Source organism: Enterococcus sp. AZ128 (genome assembly GCF_051714485.1).
In the GTDB taxonomy this organism is placed as follows: Bacteria; Bacillota; Bacilli; order Lactobacillales; family Enterococcaceae; genus Enterococcus_A.
Window position 1 is genome coordinate 392,653 of record NZ_JBIORZ010000004.1, and the last position, 15,220, is coordinate 407,872.

Consider the following 15,220-nt stretch of genomic DNA (forward strand, 5'->3'; position numbering starts at 1 on the left):
AATTCTTATCCTCTTTTATGGAAACAGGACGACCTGTCATGTTCTCAGAAAAAAGGATAAGAGATCGATCCAACCAAAATTGAATCGACATCTTATTCATCTTTATTTTCTCGCTGATTTCGCTGGTAAAGAAGATAAACCATCATTAGTACCGCCAAGCCGATTAACCAACTATTTTCTGCCAGCTGTCCCGTCCGAGGTAAGCGGCGTTCCTGTTCCGAAGCATCTGGGGCCTTCTCTGTTCGTTCTGTATCTGGTAAGGAAGCATTAGCCGCACTTGCTTCTTCCTGTTCGCTGCTCTCAGAACTGTTCCTCGCAGAATAGGTATTCGTAAATGCCGCCGCAGACACCTTCAGCTTCTGATTATTTTTGACGATTACCTCCGCATTCACCCCGTCGGCGGAACTCGTCACAAAAACGGTGATCAGATACTCTTGAGTATCATAAGTCACCCCTGCTTTTTTTGTGGGAATTTGCTGGTAAAGCTTGTAAGAAAAAAGCCCTTCTTGGGAAAAATCAAAGCCTTCGATCATCCCGTTTTCGTTACCTGAAAGCTCTAGTTGGTACTTTTGCACATCATTCGGCATGGGATTTGCCGCTTCTAACGGTTCCAGAAGATAGACACCTGTCTGTTCTTCCTGAGACGGCTTGCCAGAAGTGACCTTAAAGATTTGCTCCAACGGTATTTGAATAGTCGTTTGAGCATAAGACGACGAGGGAAAGAACAGGCCGACAAGCAGAAAGGCAAAAACCAGCAAATATTTTTCACGCTTTCGACTAGTCATCATTTTCCCGACTCCTTTCTTTCCTTTGTTTTCTTCTTAAAAACAAGCTGACTACTAATAAAATCCATATCGCTGAAAATAGACCGCCGATCCAGCTTGGCAAGGCTTGAAGCCTCCTCCACCATGATTGAGGATCAATCCCCAAAAAGGGGGTATCTGTCGTTTCCTTATAAAAGGGATCATCGAACGGTTCAGCATACAACTTCCCGATCAAAATATGCCGGCCATTCGTCGGCTCAGAAGCGCAAGTGCTTAACAAAACGATCCGATCCTCACCGCTAACTTCAACCAGCCTCGTTTGATTTGCTTGTTCCATGACATACGACAAATAGGATTCACGAGCTGCTATCTCCTGAACCCCTGGATTATACAGCTGCCAGTCATAGGCGTCGCCCTGAATGAATGCAAAGAATTCGATTCCATAATCTTTTCCGTCATAAAAGAGATTGCCATATTGATGTTGATCAAAATAGGTTTTTCCCCGAAATTTATCCAGACCGCCGAACATGGCTTCTTTATCCATGTGATGCCCATAGATAATACTGTTAAAATCAGAGAAATTCGCCGCATTTTCTTTAGCTAAAAAGAGGCTACCGGCCAAAGAATACTCGCCCAATACATTCGTATGAACATACTTCTGATCGTTAGCGGCTTGGGTGACAGGATAATCGATTTTTGTTCCATAAACGGTTACCCAAGCAATCACTTCATCATTGATCTTTTTCAATTCCTGAAAAGAAAGACTGTCATCCGTTTCTGGCTTGTACTGCTGTACCTCAGTCGATTGGGCATTGGATAGCAGCTGATTCGTGTCCCACATGCCGTAAATTCCATATGCGCATAGCAGCAATAGAACTATTACTGCTATGCGATCAATTAAATCACTAACTTTACGCAACAGCCAAACACCTAAAGAAACCGAATGCTGCTCCTGTTCCTTTTTAGTTTTCGTCATGCTTTTATTGCGCTCTGCGACGTTTATTTAGTGTTAAGAAAACAATGCCTGCACCTGCGACCACGATCATCAAAACAAACGGCAGGTTATCTGTGATGACACCGGTAATGCTTGGTTCCTTCAATTCATTAGTAACGACAGTGGTATTTTTGATCGGGGTCGCCGCCCCTAAATCTTCAGCGTCTACTAATAGCTTAGTCTCCGATCCAATCGTTACGGTATAATCCGTTCCCGCTGTTCCGGCGTCTGCTGTTCCATGAGTGCCTCGCCCAGTGACTTCTGCTGTTGGAGTGTAACCCGTCGCTGCTTTTTCAACGACTGTATATGTCGCACCCACTGGCAAATTGGCAAAAATAACTTTTTCGCCATGTTTCAATTTTATGCTGATAGGATTGATTCCATCATATTCATGGGTTGCGCTGGATTCACCTGGCAATTGGTACATGATTTTATGTCCCGCTGGAGCTGAGACTGCTGTTGGCATGTTCAATGTAATCTCAAAATTAAAATCCTTCGTTAAGTCGGCCGATTTGCCTTTAACCTGTTTTTCTACCTCAAGATTTGTTTCATCCCAAAACTCGTTAATAAAGCGAAACTCGCTGCCGCCATAATCCCCCGGATTAGGCGTTGGATCTACCTTGTTGCCAACGTCATTGCCAGCGTCATCTTTTTCTTTTAAGACGGTGATCCCTTTAACATCAACCCCACCGCTGTCATTATTTTCTACATAGACCCTAACAGTGTACTCAGCAGCAGAATAATGCGAGATGATATCAGCTGATTTATTAGGATCTACCTCTGTCACTTTGTAAAGATAGACACCCGCATGCTCGAATGCTAATCCCTTTATCGTACTCATTAAATCCTCTGTCGCTTTAACAACCCTGTCACCCACTAACCCTTTTTCTGGATTTCCGGCGTCTTGACTAAATTCAATCGACGGTATAGTCCAATCAGGCTGTTTCGAATCCAGCGTAACGTTTCCGTCTGCATCTTCCGTTCCTAATTTTTCAGCTGTAAAATCGAAGGTAAGATTCGGAACGATCACTCCTTCAGGTATTTTTAGCTCTTTTGTCAAAACAGCAGCGTCATAGGTATCTTCCGCCTCTGCCTCCATCGTTGCAGCGAGCGTTACTCCTGCTACTGCACTTATTGTTGCTACTCCGACCATTAGCCTCTTCAAAAAATTTTTCATCCTTTTCCTCCTGCAAAAAAATAGTTAGCGATTCAAATGCCGCTTGGGTCAAAAACTAAATACTTCTCCGTCTTAAAATAGTGATTACTTTGCCTAAAGTATTTTTGACTTCGACGGGTCCATAGATTCTGCTGTCAACCGCAGCGGTCCGTTTATCTCCTAAAACAAATACTTGGCCTGCCTCTAAGGTCACAGGGTATTCGATCCCTTTTTGGTCCGGCAATGTTTCTTCATAGATTTGCGCTTCCACCTGTAAATTGTCATTGATGATCAAGCCTTCCTCCGTAATGTCCACGGTATCTCCTTCGATGGCAACAACTCGTCGCGCCTGTAATTTCTCCTCGTATTCCAAAATAACTGTATCAGAAGACGTATAATTCTTATTCAGCCGATAATACAAGAGCACGTCGCCGGCCTTCACAGCCGGGGTCATGGAATCATCTGGGTAGCGAGCGAAGCCATAAACAAATTGCAAAATCAAAAACCCAAAAACAATCACGCTTGTTATCTTAATAATAAGACGAACAATTTCTTGCGACAGCACGGAAGCTCGCGGTGCCTGCTTGTTTACTTGTTTCACCTTCATTTTCTCAGTTTTTTTATCCTTTATTCCCATTTCTGTTTCCCTCAAACATTCACAGCAGCCGCTTGTCATTCATCTATAAAAGAACTGTTTAGACGCTCCGTTGCAAACTTCATATATTTTAAAATATTAATTAAAATATTAACGATTATTCAAAACGTAATAATTGTTTTGTAATTATAAATTAACATAACAAGAATAGTAACTCAACTAAAACATTAATCACAAAATCACAATTATTAGATTTGGTATTAGATTATTTCAAAACAAAAAATATAAAAACGTTATCAAAATAAAATAAAAACTAAAAAAACACCTGTAAATACTTATTTACACGATATGTAAGCACCAAGAATTAACTATATCGTTTCAAACGACATTATTATAAATACAGTTATTTACAAACGCAGTATTAATATTATTAACGGAATAAATCACCTATTCCCACACTAAATGAGAATAAAAAAAAGAGCAGATTTCTCTGCTCTAGCAATTCAGCGATTCCATATCCGCGAATCGCTTACGCTTCCTCCACCGGATACTTAATCGCATTTTTCTTCAATTTTTCACTGATGATCTCATCAATATCAAAATCCAGATTGTCCGCCATCATATACGAATAAATCAGCACATCGGCCAATTCTTCCTTCAAGCGTTCCGTTTGCGTCCGCGCTTCTTCTGAATCCTTCCATTGAAAAAGTTCCAACAATTCAGCCGCTTCTAAGCAAATCGACAACGCTAAATCTTTCTCGTTATGAAAAGGACGCCATTTTCGTTCATCGCGAAATTGATTGATTTTCTCCATACTATTCATAGTCAGCCTTCTTTCGTTTCTATTTTATCACAGAAACGAATTGGCGTTTTTCTCCTAGCTCGTTGATCGTCTCTTGGATCCAGCGTGTACTTTGCTTCGTCAGGAAGGGATCGATCACCACCACCGGATAGTCCTCCGGCAATCCTTCCGCTGAACCTGTCGTAATCAAGCAATCATAATTTTTTAGTTCATTATGCAGCTGCGACGTCCCACCGGATAATTTTTCAAAATGAATGATCAGAAAATTCCCATAGATCGTGTTAGAAATCTGCTTTGCTAAGAAGCTTTCTTCCGTCGGCGTTAAATCGGATAACAGCAAAACCTTCAACAGCGGCTCTTGATTAGCCAGCCATTCCATTCCACGTTCTTCCATCGTAATCAGTAAATAAACATAGTTCCAAATGAAGTCCTCTTCTTGGTACATTTCATACGTATTCACAAACTTCTGTACCAACTCCCTCACTCTTTCCACTCCGCGAAGGTACTCTTTTGAAACTTCTGATAGAAAAGCCGTCCGGTTGCGCCACAACAGACACAAATATTGCCCCTGCGGATCGTAAAGATAAAAATCATTCGATAAAACCGTCGCTAGATCGATTCGGTTGCGCTTCTCTAAACGATGACCCAGCATTTTATTATATTCCTTCACCAATTCATAGTGACGTACAAACAGCTGCTGGTATTTCTCATTATCCTTCATGGCTAATTCCCGGTGGGAAACACTGAAGACGATCGCGTCAGAGAATAGCAGCCAAAAGCCGTCTCGGATCATTTCCGTAGTTAAGTTCAAGTCCGCGCCTTCTCTAACCGCATGCTTTAACTCTTTGTAGTGGAGATCCATCGGTAAGATCAGACCCTCCGTCCGCAACTCCTCTGCCGGAAATTCATGACCATTTTTCATCCGCCAGATACTAATATAAAAATTGTAGAGCAGCCGCTTTTGAAAAACGTATTTTTCATGAATCTGATTGATTCGAACAAACTCCTGAACATACCGCTCAATAATATGATAGTGTTTGACCGGTAATTTAGGCAATGTGCTTTCAAACGCAATTTGCCGTTCGCTATAAAAACGATAGTAAAAATTGCGGATCTCCCCTTCATTTCCTTCCATTCGCAAGGGACGATAGCATAATTCTATTCCGGCTTTGGTCAAGGCCTTTTCGATTTTTTTCAAATAGCGCTGGGTGTTTGATGAACTGAGATACAGCTTTTTGGCGAGTACCGTAATATTTTCACACTCCTCGTACAAAAGCTCTTCGATAATTTGAAATTCAGGACTAGTATTCAAAATATTGGCGTACAGATCCCCCAGACTCACTTTTTTATCCACGAGCATTCGATAGAGCCCTTTTGTTTTCGTAATCTGAAAACTCGGATACTCCGCATTGATCAGCTCGATATCATTTAATAAAATTGGCAGCGAACAATTCAACTCACTGATTAATTGTTCACTCGACCAGCCATCGCGGTGCTGATATAGCCGTTCCAGCAGCGTGAGCCGCCGTTTGCTGCTTGTTCCTAAAACTGCACGAAAGTCCATGATTATTCCCCTCTCGAAAGAACGCCTGCGCCTGAAACCTATCTATTCTTTTTCTTCACTCAACATTCGGCAGAAACAAGTGCTGGGTAACCTATCAAAAAAAGGTACTATTATTAATTATTGAGCTCTCCTAATCTATTTGACGCGTAACAGATCATTTTTAATCTCAAAAAAATATGAAATGCTTTAAAATCATCCTTATTTTCAACAAATAATAATATAAAAAGATCACAATGGCAATTTTACTCAAAAAGCTTCAAAATCCATTATTTATTCGTCGTTTTTTTATGAATAATGAACAATAATAGAGAACAATTCCTGGAATCAGCAAAAAAAAAATGCAAATAATTTACCATCTTGACGATTTTTATCGAAACACAATGTCTTTTTAGCGTATATTTAGATTTTATCCGTTTTCCCATTTTTTTTAGAAAAATGAAAAAACAAGAGCTTTGTCTGCTCTTGTCCTTCTCTTACTATTTAATAGACTAGGTCAAAACAGCAACTAGAAAGGCCGCGATCCCAGTTTTATTAGTACCTAATCGGAGTGTTAATTAACGATGGATAGATAGTATTCTTGCCAAAATGCCTCGGTTACGACCTTTTCGCCATTCTCGATCACAAATTCTCCCGTACCCGGTTCAAGAATCCGCTCATCCGGTACATGATATAAGCGTCGCTGCCCCTTGACTGGAAACGGCTTAATACAGCGGACATCCTCAAAAATCCACGCATAAGAATCCTCGCCCAATTTTTTTACATCGACAAGCGCCACTATACATACAGCCTGCCCTGAAATACAGCCGGGAGTCTTGATCGCTGTCGAACAGATCAGCAATGGGCCGCGATAATGGGTCGACCATGAGCGATATTCCTCTGTTTTCTTTCCGGAAAGAATAGCCATCACTGGCTCGGGGTGAATTGAGATAGCTTTCAAATCATTCGCCTCACTTCTACTTATTTACTAGTATCTTATCACTTTATCAGAAAATTATTAAAACAAATTAACCGTTTTCATCCAAAATGCTCCTGTTGTACCTTTTCAAAAAGCGGCACCCAAAAAGCTTCAAATACAATGATCTTTGTCGTGATCCCTTGATTTTCTGCTCGATTCGCTACTTCATAAAGAATCCGAGCCGCAGCCTCTTTGGGATAACGATAAATCCCCGCGCTCAATACTGGAATCGCCAGAGTACGAACTTCTTGTTCATGAGCCAGCCGAAAAACCGACTCGTAAGCAGAATACAACAAGGCTTCTTCCCCGTGTTCGCCATCGATATAACGCGGGCCAACTGCATGAATCACATAGGTGGCAGATAAATCGAAGGCTGGTGTGAGTACCGCTGTACCAGTCGGTGTTCCGCCAATCGCTCTCATCGCTTGTTTCAATTTGGGACCCGCGACTCGGTTCAACGCACCATCGACACCTCCGCCAGGAATCAGCGCTGCGTTCGCAGCATTAACGATTGCATCAACATGAACATCTAAACGAGAGATATCTCCCAGTATGACTTCGATCATCCTATTCCACTCCTTGTTTCTATTCTCTCTATTATAGCAAGAATCCTGAGAACTCCCTTAACAGCTAATTCTCCATTTTGATAATGATTTTCCCTTTTGCTCGGCCAGAAGCAGAATAATCAAAAGCAGTTTGGATATCCTCGAAGGGGATCACGCGATCGATAATCGGACGAAGCTTCCCATCTTCAATCAATTCTGTCAGCCGTGCTAGCTGTTGGCCATCCGGTCTCATGAATAGAAAATGATAACTCACGTCCGCTGCTTTTTCCAGTTTCGTGAATTTACGACTAGCCAGAGCTAAAACCCCTTGCTTCCATATCGGCAGACCATACTCTTGCGCGAACCGGCGATTGGGAATACCTGATAAGGTCACAACCTTTCCCTTGGGCTTAACTATCTTGAAGGCTTTCTCTAAGATTTCCCCTCCCATCGTATCAAACACATAATCATACTCGGTCAGAACATCTTCAAAATTTTCTTTGTGGTAATCGATCACTTTGTCAGCGCCCAGAGCCTTTACAAAAGCCGCGTTTTTTTCACTAGTGGTAGTCGCTACATAGGCGCCTGACAATTTCGCTAATTGGATCGCGATCGTTCCGATTCCGCCTGAACCAGCCTGGATCAATACTTTATCCTGATCAGTCAGCTGCATGACCTCATATAGCGCTTGATAACTAGTCAGCCCTACTAAAGGAATCGCCGCCGCTTCTTCATAGCTTATATTCTTTGGCATCAAAGCAATATCCGTTTGCGCCACTGCCAGATACTCTGAAAAAGTCCCGATCCGATCCTTTTGAACGCGACCATAAACCTTGTCACCAACCAGATAATCAGTCACCCCTTCTCCGACCTCCATTACAGTTCCTGAAAAATCACTGCCTAAAATCAAGGGCATTTTGTAGGTTAACAGCATCTTCATTTTGCCGTCTTTAGTTTTTAGATCAATAGGATTGATGCTGGCTGCCGCGATCTTCACCAGAACATCCTTCTCACGAATTTTCGGCATGGCAGTCTCCGCTACCTCGATATTTTTTTGACCGTACTCGTGAATCATTGCTGTTTTCATTTGATAGCTTCCCTTCAATATTCTTCATTCGTTTAAATTTTTAAACCATTGATATGAAATGTATCTTAACGAAAGAAGGCTATTTCGTCAACTTCTTTGATTCAGAAAATTGACAAGTATCAGACCCGATGGTTTAATGGTTTAAAATAATAAACAGAAGGTGTAGACGCATGTCCGATTTAAAACAATTGCAGAATGAATTTGCTGAAGTAAGCGACTTTCTAATCGCCTTAGGTGACGAAAAGCGCCAAGCGATCATCATCGCTCTGCTAGAGGATAAAGCGTGCGAAGGATTGCGTGTGACCGATCTGACTGAGACAACAAAGCTTTCGCGCCCCGCTGTATCTCATCATTTGAAGATTTTGAAACAAGCAAAACTCGTGGATTACCGAAGTAAGGGCACAAAGAATTATTACTTTTTATCTCACGACACCGAAGAAATCAATAAACTTAAACAGCTGTTGACGCACGTTAGTCAGATCATCGAAGAAACGAAATAAAAGGAACTGTGACAAAAATCTTGTCACAGTTCCTTTTTCCGAACAAACGGTGTGTCAGAAGCAGCTTCTTCTTCGCAAGCTATGCATACAGTTACTGCTAAGTTTCACTAAGCAGAACTAGCATTCAGAAATAAGCCGAAATTTCTTGAAGCTGACCACTTCTGTCACAGCCTCTTTTTTGCTTCACGTATTCAGCGTTAGATAATGCTTTCATGTCCACTTTCGAACGCATCTAAAATCTTGCGGACCTCCGCTGTTGATTTAGTATTCATCAAGCTTACCCGTAGATCATTTGCTCCAGGGAATCCTTTGACATAGATTTTGAAAAAGCGATGCAAACCAACGATTGAACGAGGCACTTGCTCCGCATAGTTATCCTGCAGATCCAGCTGCAAACGCAGCAAGCCGATCATTTCCTTTGGTGAGTGCTCCTTCGGCTCCTTTTCAAACGCATAAGGGTTCTTAAAAATCCCGCGACCGATCATCAAGCCATCCACACCATATTTTTCCGCCAGTTCTAGGCCCATCTGCCGATCCAATATATCGCCGTTGATCGTGATTAAGGTTTGCGGAGCGATCTCATCCCGCATGCTCACGATTTGGGGAATCAGATCCCAATGCGCATCGACTTTACTCATTTCTTTCCGTGTCCGCATATGAACCGAAAGATTCGCGATATCTTGCTTCAATAAATGACGGATCCAGTGTTCCATCTCAGCAATTTCAGTAAAACCAAGACGCGTCTTCACACTGACCGGCAGCCCACCTGCCTTCGCCGCTTCGATCAATTCCTCCGCAACCTCTGGACGCAGAATCAAGCCGCTGCCTTTGCCCCGCTCCGCAACATTTGGAACTGGACAGCCCATATTCAGATCAATTCCTTTAAAGCCCATATCCGCTAACGCGATACTCATCTCGCGGAAAAATCCCGGCTTATCTCCCCAAATATGCGCGACCATCGGCTGCTCATCCTCCGTAAAGGCCAAACGTCCGCGAACGCTCTCGATCCCATCCGGATGACAAAAACTATCCGAATTCGTAAACTCCGTGAAGAATACGTCCGGTGCCCCCGCCGCTTTTACAACGTGGCGAAACACCACGTCTGTCACATCTTCCATCGGTGCCAAAATAAAAAAGGGCTTTGGCAGCTCCGCCCAAAAATTTGTTGTCATTATGTATGTGTCCTCCTATATCATCCAAAACAACGTTATTATACTAAGGTTTGAGGGAAGAAGCAAAAATACAAACTAAAAAAAATACCCTTAGCACAAACTAAGGGTAGGTGATTTCATGAATATGTTCTTTACTATCATACCAAAGCTCTTCTGGCGAATAGGAGTCTGTCCCGTTGAGAATCACTTCGCCTGTCTCTTTGATCTCAAATTGTGAACCGATCCAATTATAAGAATTATACTTACCAAACATCAATGGTCCGCGCTTTCCTTTCCCTCTGCTGGGAGAAAAAATATCTAGCATCCCATCAAAAATATGTGATCTTAAAAATCGGACCTCTCCACTTTCAAAAGTGATTCGCAGAAATCCAGACATGTTTTCGATCTTTTCTGCTTTTGGTACTTTCCCTTCAGGGTATTTTTTTATCTCGATCGACTTATTCATTTCATCTTCTCCTTTTGATTTAGAAAAGAAAGAGGCAAAAAATGACGGTTTCGAATTCCCTAAAAGCTCATCTGCAGTCACGTGAAAAATTTTACTCATTTTTACTAATGTATCTAAATCCGGATAGCTTTTATTCCGTTCCCATTTTGAAACAGCTTGCGGCGTAACATTGAGCAGATCTGCTAGATCCTTTTGCGCCATCTTTTTTGCTTCTCTCAATTCTTTGACTTTCGGACCGATCTCTACCATAACTATATCCCTCCAGTATCTACGCAGACAATAAACCTTCTGTTGAATGACTAAAATTTAGACTAAACCATTCGTTGAGCACCTAAATTTTACCATTTTCAGAAGGTTTGGAAAAAAATTCGATTTTAAGCGTTTAACTCAAACAAAATGAGACATCCAACAGCGGTCACTATTTCAAAATATCAATCAATTCTTTTTTGGCTGCAGAAGATGCAGGCAAGTAGCTGAAGGCTACACCAATCAACATTGAGGTCCCAATCGAGATCAGCACGGTCATCATATCCGGCCGAACGGAAAACGGCAATGCAAAGGATGCTCCAAAAGCAATTAAAATACCTAAAATGTAGCCGATGATCCCACCGCTCAAGGACAATACGATTCCTTCAAATAGAAATTGCAATTTGATCGACTTGGCATTCGCGCCCAGCGCGCGGCGGATACCGATCTCCTTTGTCCGTTCGGAGACAGAAATGTACATCATATTCATCACGCCGACACCAGCGATAAATAGCGAGATAGCCGCCACTGCACTGATGAACAGTGTCAGCTGATCCAGCATTGAGCCCAGCTGTTTAATTTCAGACGTCGGGTCATAGCTTTGGTACTCTCCCTGTGTTCGACTTTCACCATTCATATTGAGCTGTTTCAGTACTTTGGACATCGCCGCTTCATCATTTGCCTTAGCATTGAACTGAATCGCCAAAACGGAATGGTCCTCTTTTTTTCCTAAGTAGTGGGTATAGGTCCTTTTAGGGAAAAAGGCAAGCGGTTTATAGTTTTGCGGGCTGATTTCACCTGACGTATTTGCAGATACGCCAACCACGGTAAAAACCTGCCCATTTACGTCAAAGCCTTTGTTCAAGGCCGACTCTTTCGAACCAAAAACTTGTTTTGCTACAGCTTCATCGAGAACAACGACCTTGTTCAACCCGTCACTGTCCGCCGCATTCAGCTGGCGTCCCGTTAAAATCGACAGTTCTGTTTCTTTACTTGGCTGAACCGTCATAGTAAGCTTCGTATTTTTGTCATAGAAGTCAATAGATGGATTGCTCTCTTTTTTCATCGCTTTATAATAGGAGACATCCTTCACCTCTGGCAAATTAGCAACCATATTTTTATCCGTTAGCGAAATTCCGCTGTTGTCACTGACCAGATTATCAAAATCATTGTATTTAAGATTGATGTATTTGGTTTGACCCGTTTCATCTACATCCGTCGTTTCTGATAAGATATTGCGTTTGAAGCCATTCCCCAGAGCAACGATCGTAATCACTGCAGCGATCCCGATAATGATCCCGACCATCGTTAAGAAGCTGCGGCGTTTATTCTTGAAGATCGAGCGAAAGGCGGTCCGCCAGAGAATATATTTTCTCACGACTGCAGCACCTCCTCAATCATTTTTCCATCTCTGATTTTCAATAGTCGGTCACAGTAAACGACCGTTTCCGGATCATGAGTCACCAAAATGATCGTCACACCTTCTTCATTCAATTGCTTGAACAGCTGCATGATCTCATCCGTCGTATGCGTATCTAATGCCCCGGTCGGTTCGTCTGCAATGATGAAGCTAGGTCGATTGATTAACGCGCGAGCGATTGCCACCCGCTGCTGCTGGCCGCCGGATAGTTGTTTAGGCAGTTGATTCAGCTTATCAGCTAAACCAACCCTCGCTAAAGCCGCCTTCACTTTCTTTTGGGTCTCATTGTGTTTAGCCCCTTTGTATAAAAGCGGCAATTCCACATTTTCAGCTACCGTCAAATTTTCGATCAAACTAAAATTTTGAAAAACGAAGCCGACGGATTGATTGCGAATCTCAGATAATTCTTCATCTTTGAAATTGGTTATTTCTCGTCCATTAAACAGGTACTCCCCGTTAAAATTACGATCGATAAAGCCTAAAAGATTGATCAAGGTCGATTTTCCCGAACCAGAAGGCCCCATGATGGCGACAAACTCGCCTGCATCGATTGAAAAATTGATATCTTCTAAAACAGCCAACGACGTTCCGCCTGTTTCGTAGTACTTATAGATGTGTTCCAGCTTAATCATTGGCACTCACCTGGATCTCTGCGCCATCCTTCAAGGCGTCATCTGGATTTTCGATAATTTTATCCTTATCATTCAACCCTTTTTGAACCACCGTACGTCCATTAAGATTCAATGTTTGAATCGCAGTTTTCTGGACTTTACCGTTCACATATTTATAGACATACTGCTCTTTTCCAGCCTTCTTCACCGCAGAATCCGGCAGTAACAGTTGTTTTTGCTGCAACGTGACCAAGGTCGATAAATCATCGGTCCACGGAAAATTACCTTCTACTGTAAATTCATAAGAGGCGACTTTATTATTGTCACCACTAGTTGCCAAAGCACTAGCAGCGATACTTTTGATCGTTCCATCGACTTTTTTATCACTGCCGACTGTCACTACCTGCACCGTTTGTCCAGGCACCAATTTATCTAGATCATATTCAGTGACGATCCCTTTGACTTGCTTCTCTTTGCTGGAAACCGTCACTACGGGGACCTCAGGAGAACCTTTTCCCTTCTCATCTACAGAGGCCACACCTTCAATTTCCGAACTCACGATTGCCGACGCCTGTTTTTGCTGACCCGCTAATACATCCTTAGCTGATTGAACATCTTCATAAGCCCCCTGTACCGCAAAACGCGCTTGGCTTAATTGATCATTTGCGGACTGCAATTCACTCTGCTGCTGCTTCAACTGCTCATTTAACGCGGTCTTCTCTTCTGCCTCTTTTGCCTGAGCAATTTTTTGCTGAGTGTCATTGATTTGATTCGTAATCGTTTGGACCTGTCGTTCCCCAGCAGCCACGGTGGCTTCCGCTTGAGAGGCATCCAGAGAACTTTTATTCACCGCATGCTGCTGTGTGATCGTCTCATTTTGGACAGTATCATTCTGATAGTCGATCAAAGGGGTTCCTACAGCGACTTCCTCCCCATTACTAACCGGAACATTTTTGATTGTTCCTTTATTCGCGTCTAAAAAATAAAGCTGACGCTTAATCGGTTCTACCTTGCCTTTGAGCTGTAACGGCTCCGCTGTTTTTACTGTATAAACATGATAAGGTGATTCCTTTTTTTTAGAACTAAATGCAAGAAATCCACCTCCGGCAAGAACCAAACCGGCTACCCCAGCTACAATTATTTTTGTCTTTTTCTTCATACATCTTCCCCCAAATAGACTTTCTGAAATTAGTCTACAATGCAGGACATTTTGCTAACATCGAATCAACTTCGTTTAAACTAACAAAAAAGTAATACGACAACATTCACAAACTGAAAAAATCTATTATCGTCAGTTTTATTCAAAATAGAGGATTAGTAATCTATTCAGCGTTTTCTATCTTTATAAATAATGACAAATCGTATATTACTTTTTGGTTTTTGATGTATTTTATTCAAAAATTTAATTTATCAATTAAAAAAATTAAAAAGAAGGAAAAATTTTTTTATGTATTTTTGATAATGTATTGTTGCAGTAGTAACAAAGAAATAAGGCAAATTAATAGGTATTCGACTAATCTCGATAAAATCCATTGAAAATTTGCTAATAGGAGTGAAATTTATGTCAAGAGTATTAATCATAACCAAAAATTTATTAGCGGAACAATCCCTGCAAGCTATCCTGCAGCGTTCCAATGAAGAGGTCTACTGTTCCAGCGATTTAATGAGCGACGCACAGTTCTCCCCGCAAATCATCAAGTATTTCTCATTGGTTATTTTTAGTGATACCATTTCTACCTTAGACGTTTCAAAGTATTATTCTGCCTTCAAGAAAAACGGCTTGGCGATTTTAAGAAAAGGAAATAAAGACGATCTGAAAAATTCCGAATTTTCCTACTTGCTTGATGAGATCGATGATTGGATTACGCCCGCAACAACCGACATCGATGTCATTGAAAAAGTTGCTAAACTAACTAGCGGACAAGTCAAAATGACGCTTCCTAATGATAACAATCTTGGATCAAGGAACGAAAAAAATTCCGATTTATTCTTTTTCAGTCTCTCGTCCAATGAAAAAAAATTCTTATATCATATCTACCAGTTTCAAAAAGACGGAAAGGTATTGTCGCGAGAAAAATTATGCCATCTGATCTGGGAAACCGACGTAACAAAATCAAATTTGTGTCAGCTTTCCAACTTAACCAATCGAATCAAAAAGAAACTAGCTGTGAATCATTTCCCTGACGGTGAGCTGATAACCTCTTGGAACAAAGGCTACTTTTTGGGGGATCTGCTGTTCAACGATGTTCAGAACTATATGAATTAAAAGGGCTGCACGAATCTCATTTAAAGGTAAGCAGAATCGGGTTCTTCAAAAGAACGATAGAGGGATACTTATTTTATTTTTTCCTGGGTTAACAATAT

At 41.6% G+C, this 15,220-nt stretch carries 16 protein-coding genes; 2 read left to right on the forward strand and 14 right to left on the reverse strand.

The window, feature by feature from the left end; translation table 11 throughout:
• Positions 1-92: 92 nt before the first annotated feature.
• The 9 genes from IGI38_RS23125 to IGI38_RS23165 all read right to left on the reverse strand — a co-directional run bounded on the left by IGI38_RS23125 (position 93) and on the right by IGI38_RS23165 (position 8,462).
• Positions 93-788: a Spy0128 family protein gene (locus tag IGI38_RS23125; RefSeq protein WP_438734310.1), complete on the reverse strand. Its 696-nt coding sequence runs from the start codon at positions 786-788 to the stop codon at positions 93-95.
• Positions 778-1,740, reverse strand: coding sequence for a class B sortase (gene srtB / locus IGI38_RS23130; RefSeq protein WP_438734311.1), 963 nt, complete (start codon positions 1,738-1,740; stop codon positions 778-780). The genes IGI38_RS23125 and srtB overlap by 11 nt, the downstream gene beginning before the upstream one ends.
• A 4-nt stretch (positions 1,741-1,744) precedes the next feature.
• On the reverse strand, positions 1,745-2,935 hold the full coding sequence (locus tag IGI38_RS23135; RefSeq protein ID WP_438734313.1) for a DUF7601 domain-containing protein: 1,191 nt from the start codon (positions 2,933-2,935) through the stop codon (positions 1,745-1,747).
• Between the two features lie 55 nt (positions 2,936-2,990).
• Positions 2,991-3,551 (reverse strand): signal peptidase I, encoded by a 561-nt coding sequence (gene lepB / locus IGI38_RS23140; protein ID WP_438734315.1) that lies wholly within the window; start codon positions 3,549-3,551, stop codon positions 2,991-2,993.
• A 487-nt stretch (positions 3,552-4,038) separates the two neighbouring features.
• Positions 4,039-4,332: a nucleotide pyrophosphohydrolase gene (locus IGI38_RS23145; protein WP_438734317.1), complete on the reverse strand. Its 294-nt coding sequence runs from the start codon at positions 4,330-4,332 to the stop codon at positions 4,039-4,041.
• Positions 4,333-4,351: 19 nt separating this feature from the next.
• Positions 4,352-5,875 (reverse strand): helix-turn-helix domain-containing protein, encoded by a 1,524-nt coding sequence (locus IGI38_RS23150; RefSeq protein WP_438734319.1) that lies wholly within the window; start codon positions 5,873-5,875, stop codon positions 4,352-4,354.
• A gap of 550 nt (positions 5,876-6,425) precedes the next feature.
• Entirely contained in the window at positions 6,426-6,812 is a 387-nt protein-coding gene (locus tag IGI38_RS23155) for an ASCH domain-containing protein (protein WP_438734320.1), read from the reverse strand.
• A gap of 77 nt (positions 6,813-6,889) precedes the next feature.
• Positions 6,890-7,396, reverse strand: coding sequence for a macro domain-containing protein (locus IGI38_RS23160; RefSeq protein ID WP_438734322.1), 507 nt, complete (start codon positions 7,394-7,396; stop codon positions 6,890-6,892).
• Positions 7,397-7,460: 64 nt separating this feature from the next.
• Positions 7,461-8,462: an NADP-dependent oxidoreductase gene (locus IGI38_RS23165; protein ID WP_438734324.1), complete on the reverse strand. Its 1,002-nt coding sequence runs from the start codon at positions 8,460-8,462 to the stop codon at positions 7,461-7,463.
• Between the two features lie 170 nt (positions 8,463-8,632).
• Between IGI38_RS23165 and IGI38_RS23170 the strand changes: the two genes are divergently transcribed.
• The gene (locus IGI38_RS23170; protein WP_438734326.1) at positions 8,633-8,962 is read left to right on the forward strand and encodes an ArsR/SmtB family transcription factor; all 330 of its coding nucleotides are present in this window, start codon (positions 8,633-8,635) and stop codon (positions 8,960-8,962) included.
• Between the two features lie 197 nt (positions 8,963-9,159).
• On the opposite strand, the gene IGI38_RS23175 is transcribed toward IGI38_RS23170, so the two are convergent.
• The 5 genes from IGI38_RS23175 to IGI38_RS23195 all read right to left on the reverse strand — a co-directional run bounded on the left by IGI38_RS23175 (position 9,160) and on the right by IGI38_RS23195 (position 14,015).
• Positions 9,160-10,134 carry a tRNA dihydrouridine synthase gene (locus IGI38_RS23175; RefSeq protein ID WP_438734327.1) on the reverse strand — a complete coding sequence of 325 codons (975 nt, stop codon included), beginning with the start codon at positions 10,132-10,134 and terminating at the stop codon, positions 9,160-9,162.
• Positions 10,135-10,234: 100 nt separating this feature from the next.
• Positions 10,235-10,828, reverse strand: coding sequence for a helix-turn-helix domain-containing protein (locus tag IGI38_RS23180; protein ID WP_438734329.1), 594 nt, complete (start codon positions 10,826-10,828; stop codon positions 10,235-10,237).
• A gap of 169 nt (positions 10,829-10,997) precedes the next feature.
• Complete coding sequence (locus IGI38_RS23185; RefSeq protein ID WP_438734330.1) at positions 10,998-12,203, reverse strand: ABC transporter permease; 1,206 nt, start codon at positions 12,201-12,203, stop codon at positions 10,998-11,000.
• Positions 12,200-12,877 (reverse strand): ABC transporter ATP-binding protein, encoded by a 678-nt coding sequence (locus IGI38_RS23190; protein ID WP_438734332.1) that lies wholly within the window; start codon positions 12,875-12,877, stop codon positions 12,200-12,202. The genes IGI38_RS23185 and IGI38_RS23190 overlap by 4 nt, the downstream gene beginning before the upstream one ends.
• The gene (locus IGI38_RS23195) at positions 12,870-14,015 is read right to left on the reverse strand and encodes an efflux RND transporter periplasmic adaptor subunit (RefSeq protein WP_438734333.1); all 1,146 of its coding nucleotides are present in this window, start codon (positions 14,013-14,015) and stop codon (positions 12,870-12,872) included. Before IGI38_RS23195 ends, IGI38_RS23190 begins: the two co-directional genes overlap by 8 nt.
• Before the next feature lie 402 nt (positions 14,016-14,417).
• Between IGI38_RS23195 and IGI38_RS23200 the strand changes: the two genes are divergently transcribed.
• Positions 14,418-15,122: a helix-turn-helix domain-containing protein gene (locus tag IGI38_RS23200; protein ID WP_438734335.1), complete on the forward strand. Its 705-nt coding sequence runs from the start codon at positions 14,418-14,420 to the stop codon at positions 15,120-15,122.
• Positions 15,123-15,220: the final 98 nt, after the last annotated feature.

Excerpts from the sequence above, each read along its gene's own strand:
- IGI38_RS23175 (WP_438734327.1), bottom strand. The coding sequence starts at position 10,134 with ATGACAACAAATTTTTGGGCGGAGCTGCCAAAGCCCTTTTTTATTTTG.
- IGI38_RS23135 (WP_438734313.1), bottom strand. The coding sequence starts at position 2,935 with ATGAAAAATTTTTTGAAGAGGCTAATGGTCGGAGTAGCAACAATAAGT.
- IGI38_RS23125 (WP_438734310.1), bottom strand. The coding sequence starts at position 788 with ATGATGACTAGTCGAAAGCGTGAAAAATATTTGCTGGTTTTTGCCTTT.
- IGI38_RS23165 (WP_438734324.1), bottom strand. The coding sequence starts at position 8,462 with ATGAAAACAGCAATGATTCACGAGTACGGTCAAAAAAATATCGAGGTA.
- IGI38_RS23195 (WP_438734333.1), bottom strand. The coding sequence starts at position 14,015 with ATGAAGAAAAAGACAAAAATAATTGTAGCTGGGGTAGCCGGTTTGGTT.
- IGI38_RS23200 (WP_438734335.1), top strand. The coding sequence starts at position 14,418 with ATGTCAAGAGTATTAATCATAACCAAAAATTTATTAGCGGAACAATCC.
- IGI38_RS23160 (WP_438734322.1), bottom strand. The coding sequence starts at position 7,396 with ATGATCGAAGTCATACTGGGAGATATCTCTCGTTTAGATGTTCATGTT.
- IGI38_RS23170 (WP_438734326.1), top strand. The coding sequence starts at position 8,633 with ATGTCCGATTTAAAACAATTGCAGAATGAATTTGCTGAAGTAAGCGAC.
- IGI38_RS23145 (WP_438734317.1), bottom strand. The coding sequence starts at position 4,332 with ATGAATAGTATGGAGAAAATCAATCAATTTCGCGATGAACGAAAATGG.
- IGI38_RS23180 (WP_438734329.1), bottom strand. The coding sequence starts at position 10,828 with ATGGTAGAGATCGGTCCGAAAGTCAAAGAATTGAGAGAAGCAAAAAAG.
- IGI38_RS23190 (WP_438734332.1), bottom strand. The coding sequence starts at position 12,877 with ATGATTAAGCTGGAACACATCTATAAGTACTACGAAACAGGCGGAACG.
- IGI38_RS23150 (WP_438734319.1), bottom strand. The coding sequence starts at position 5,875 with ATGGACTTTCGTGCAGTTTTAGGAACAAGCAGCAAACGGCGGCTCACG.
- srtB (WP_438734311.1), bottom strand. The coding sequence starts at position 1,740 with ATGACGAAAACTAAAAAGGAACAGGAGCAGCATTCGGTTTCTTTAGGT.
- lepB (WP_438734315.1), bottom strand. The coding sequence starts at position 3,551 with ATGGGAATAAAGGATAAAAAAACTGAGAAAATGAAGGTGAAACAAGTA.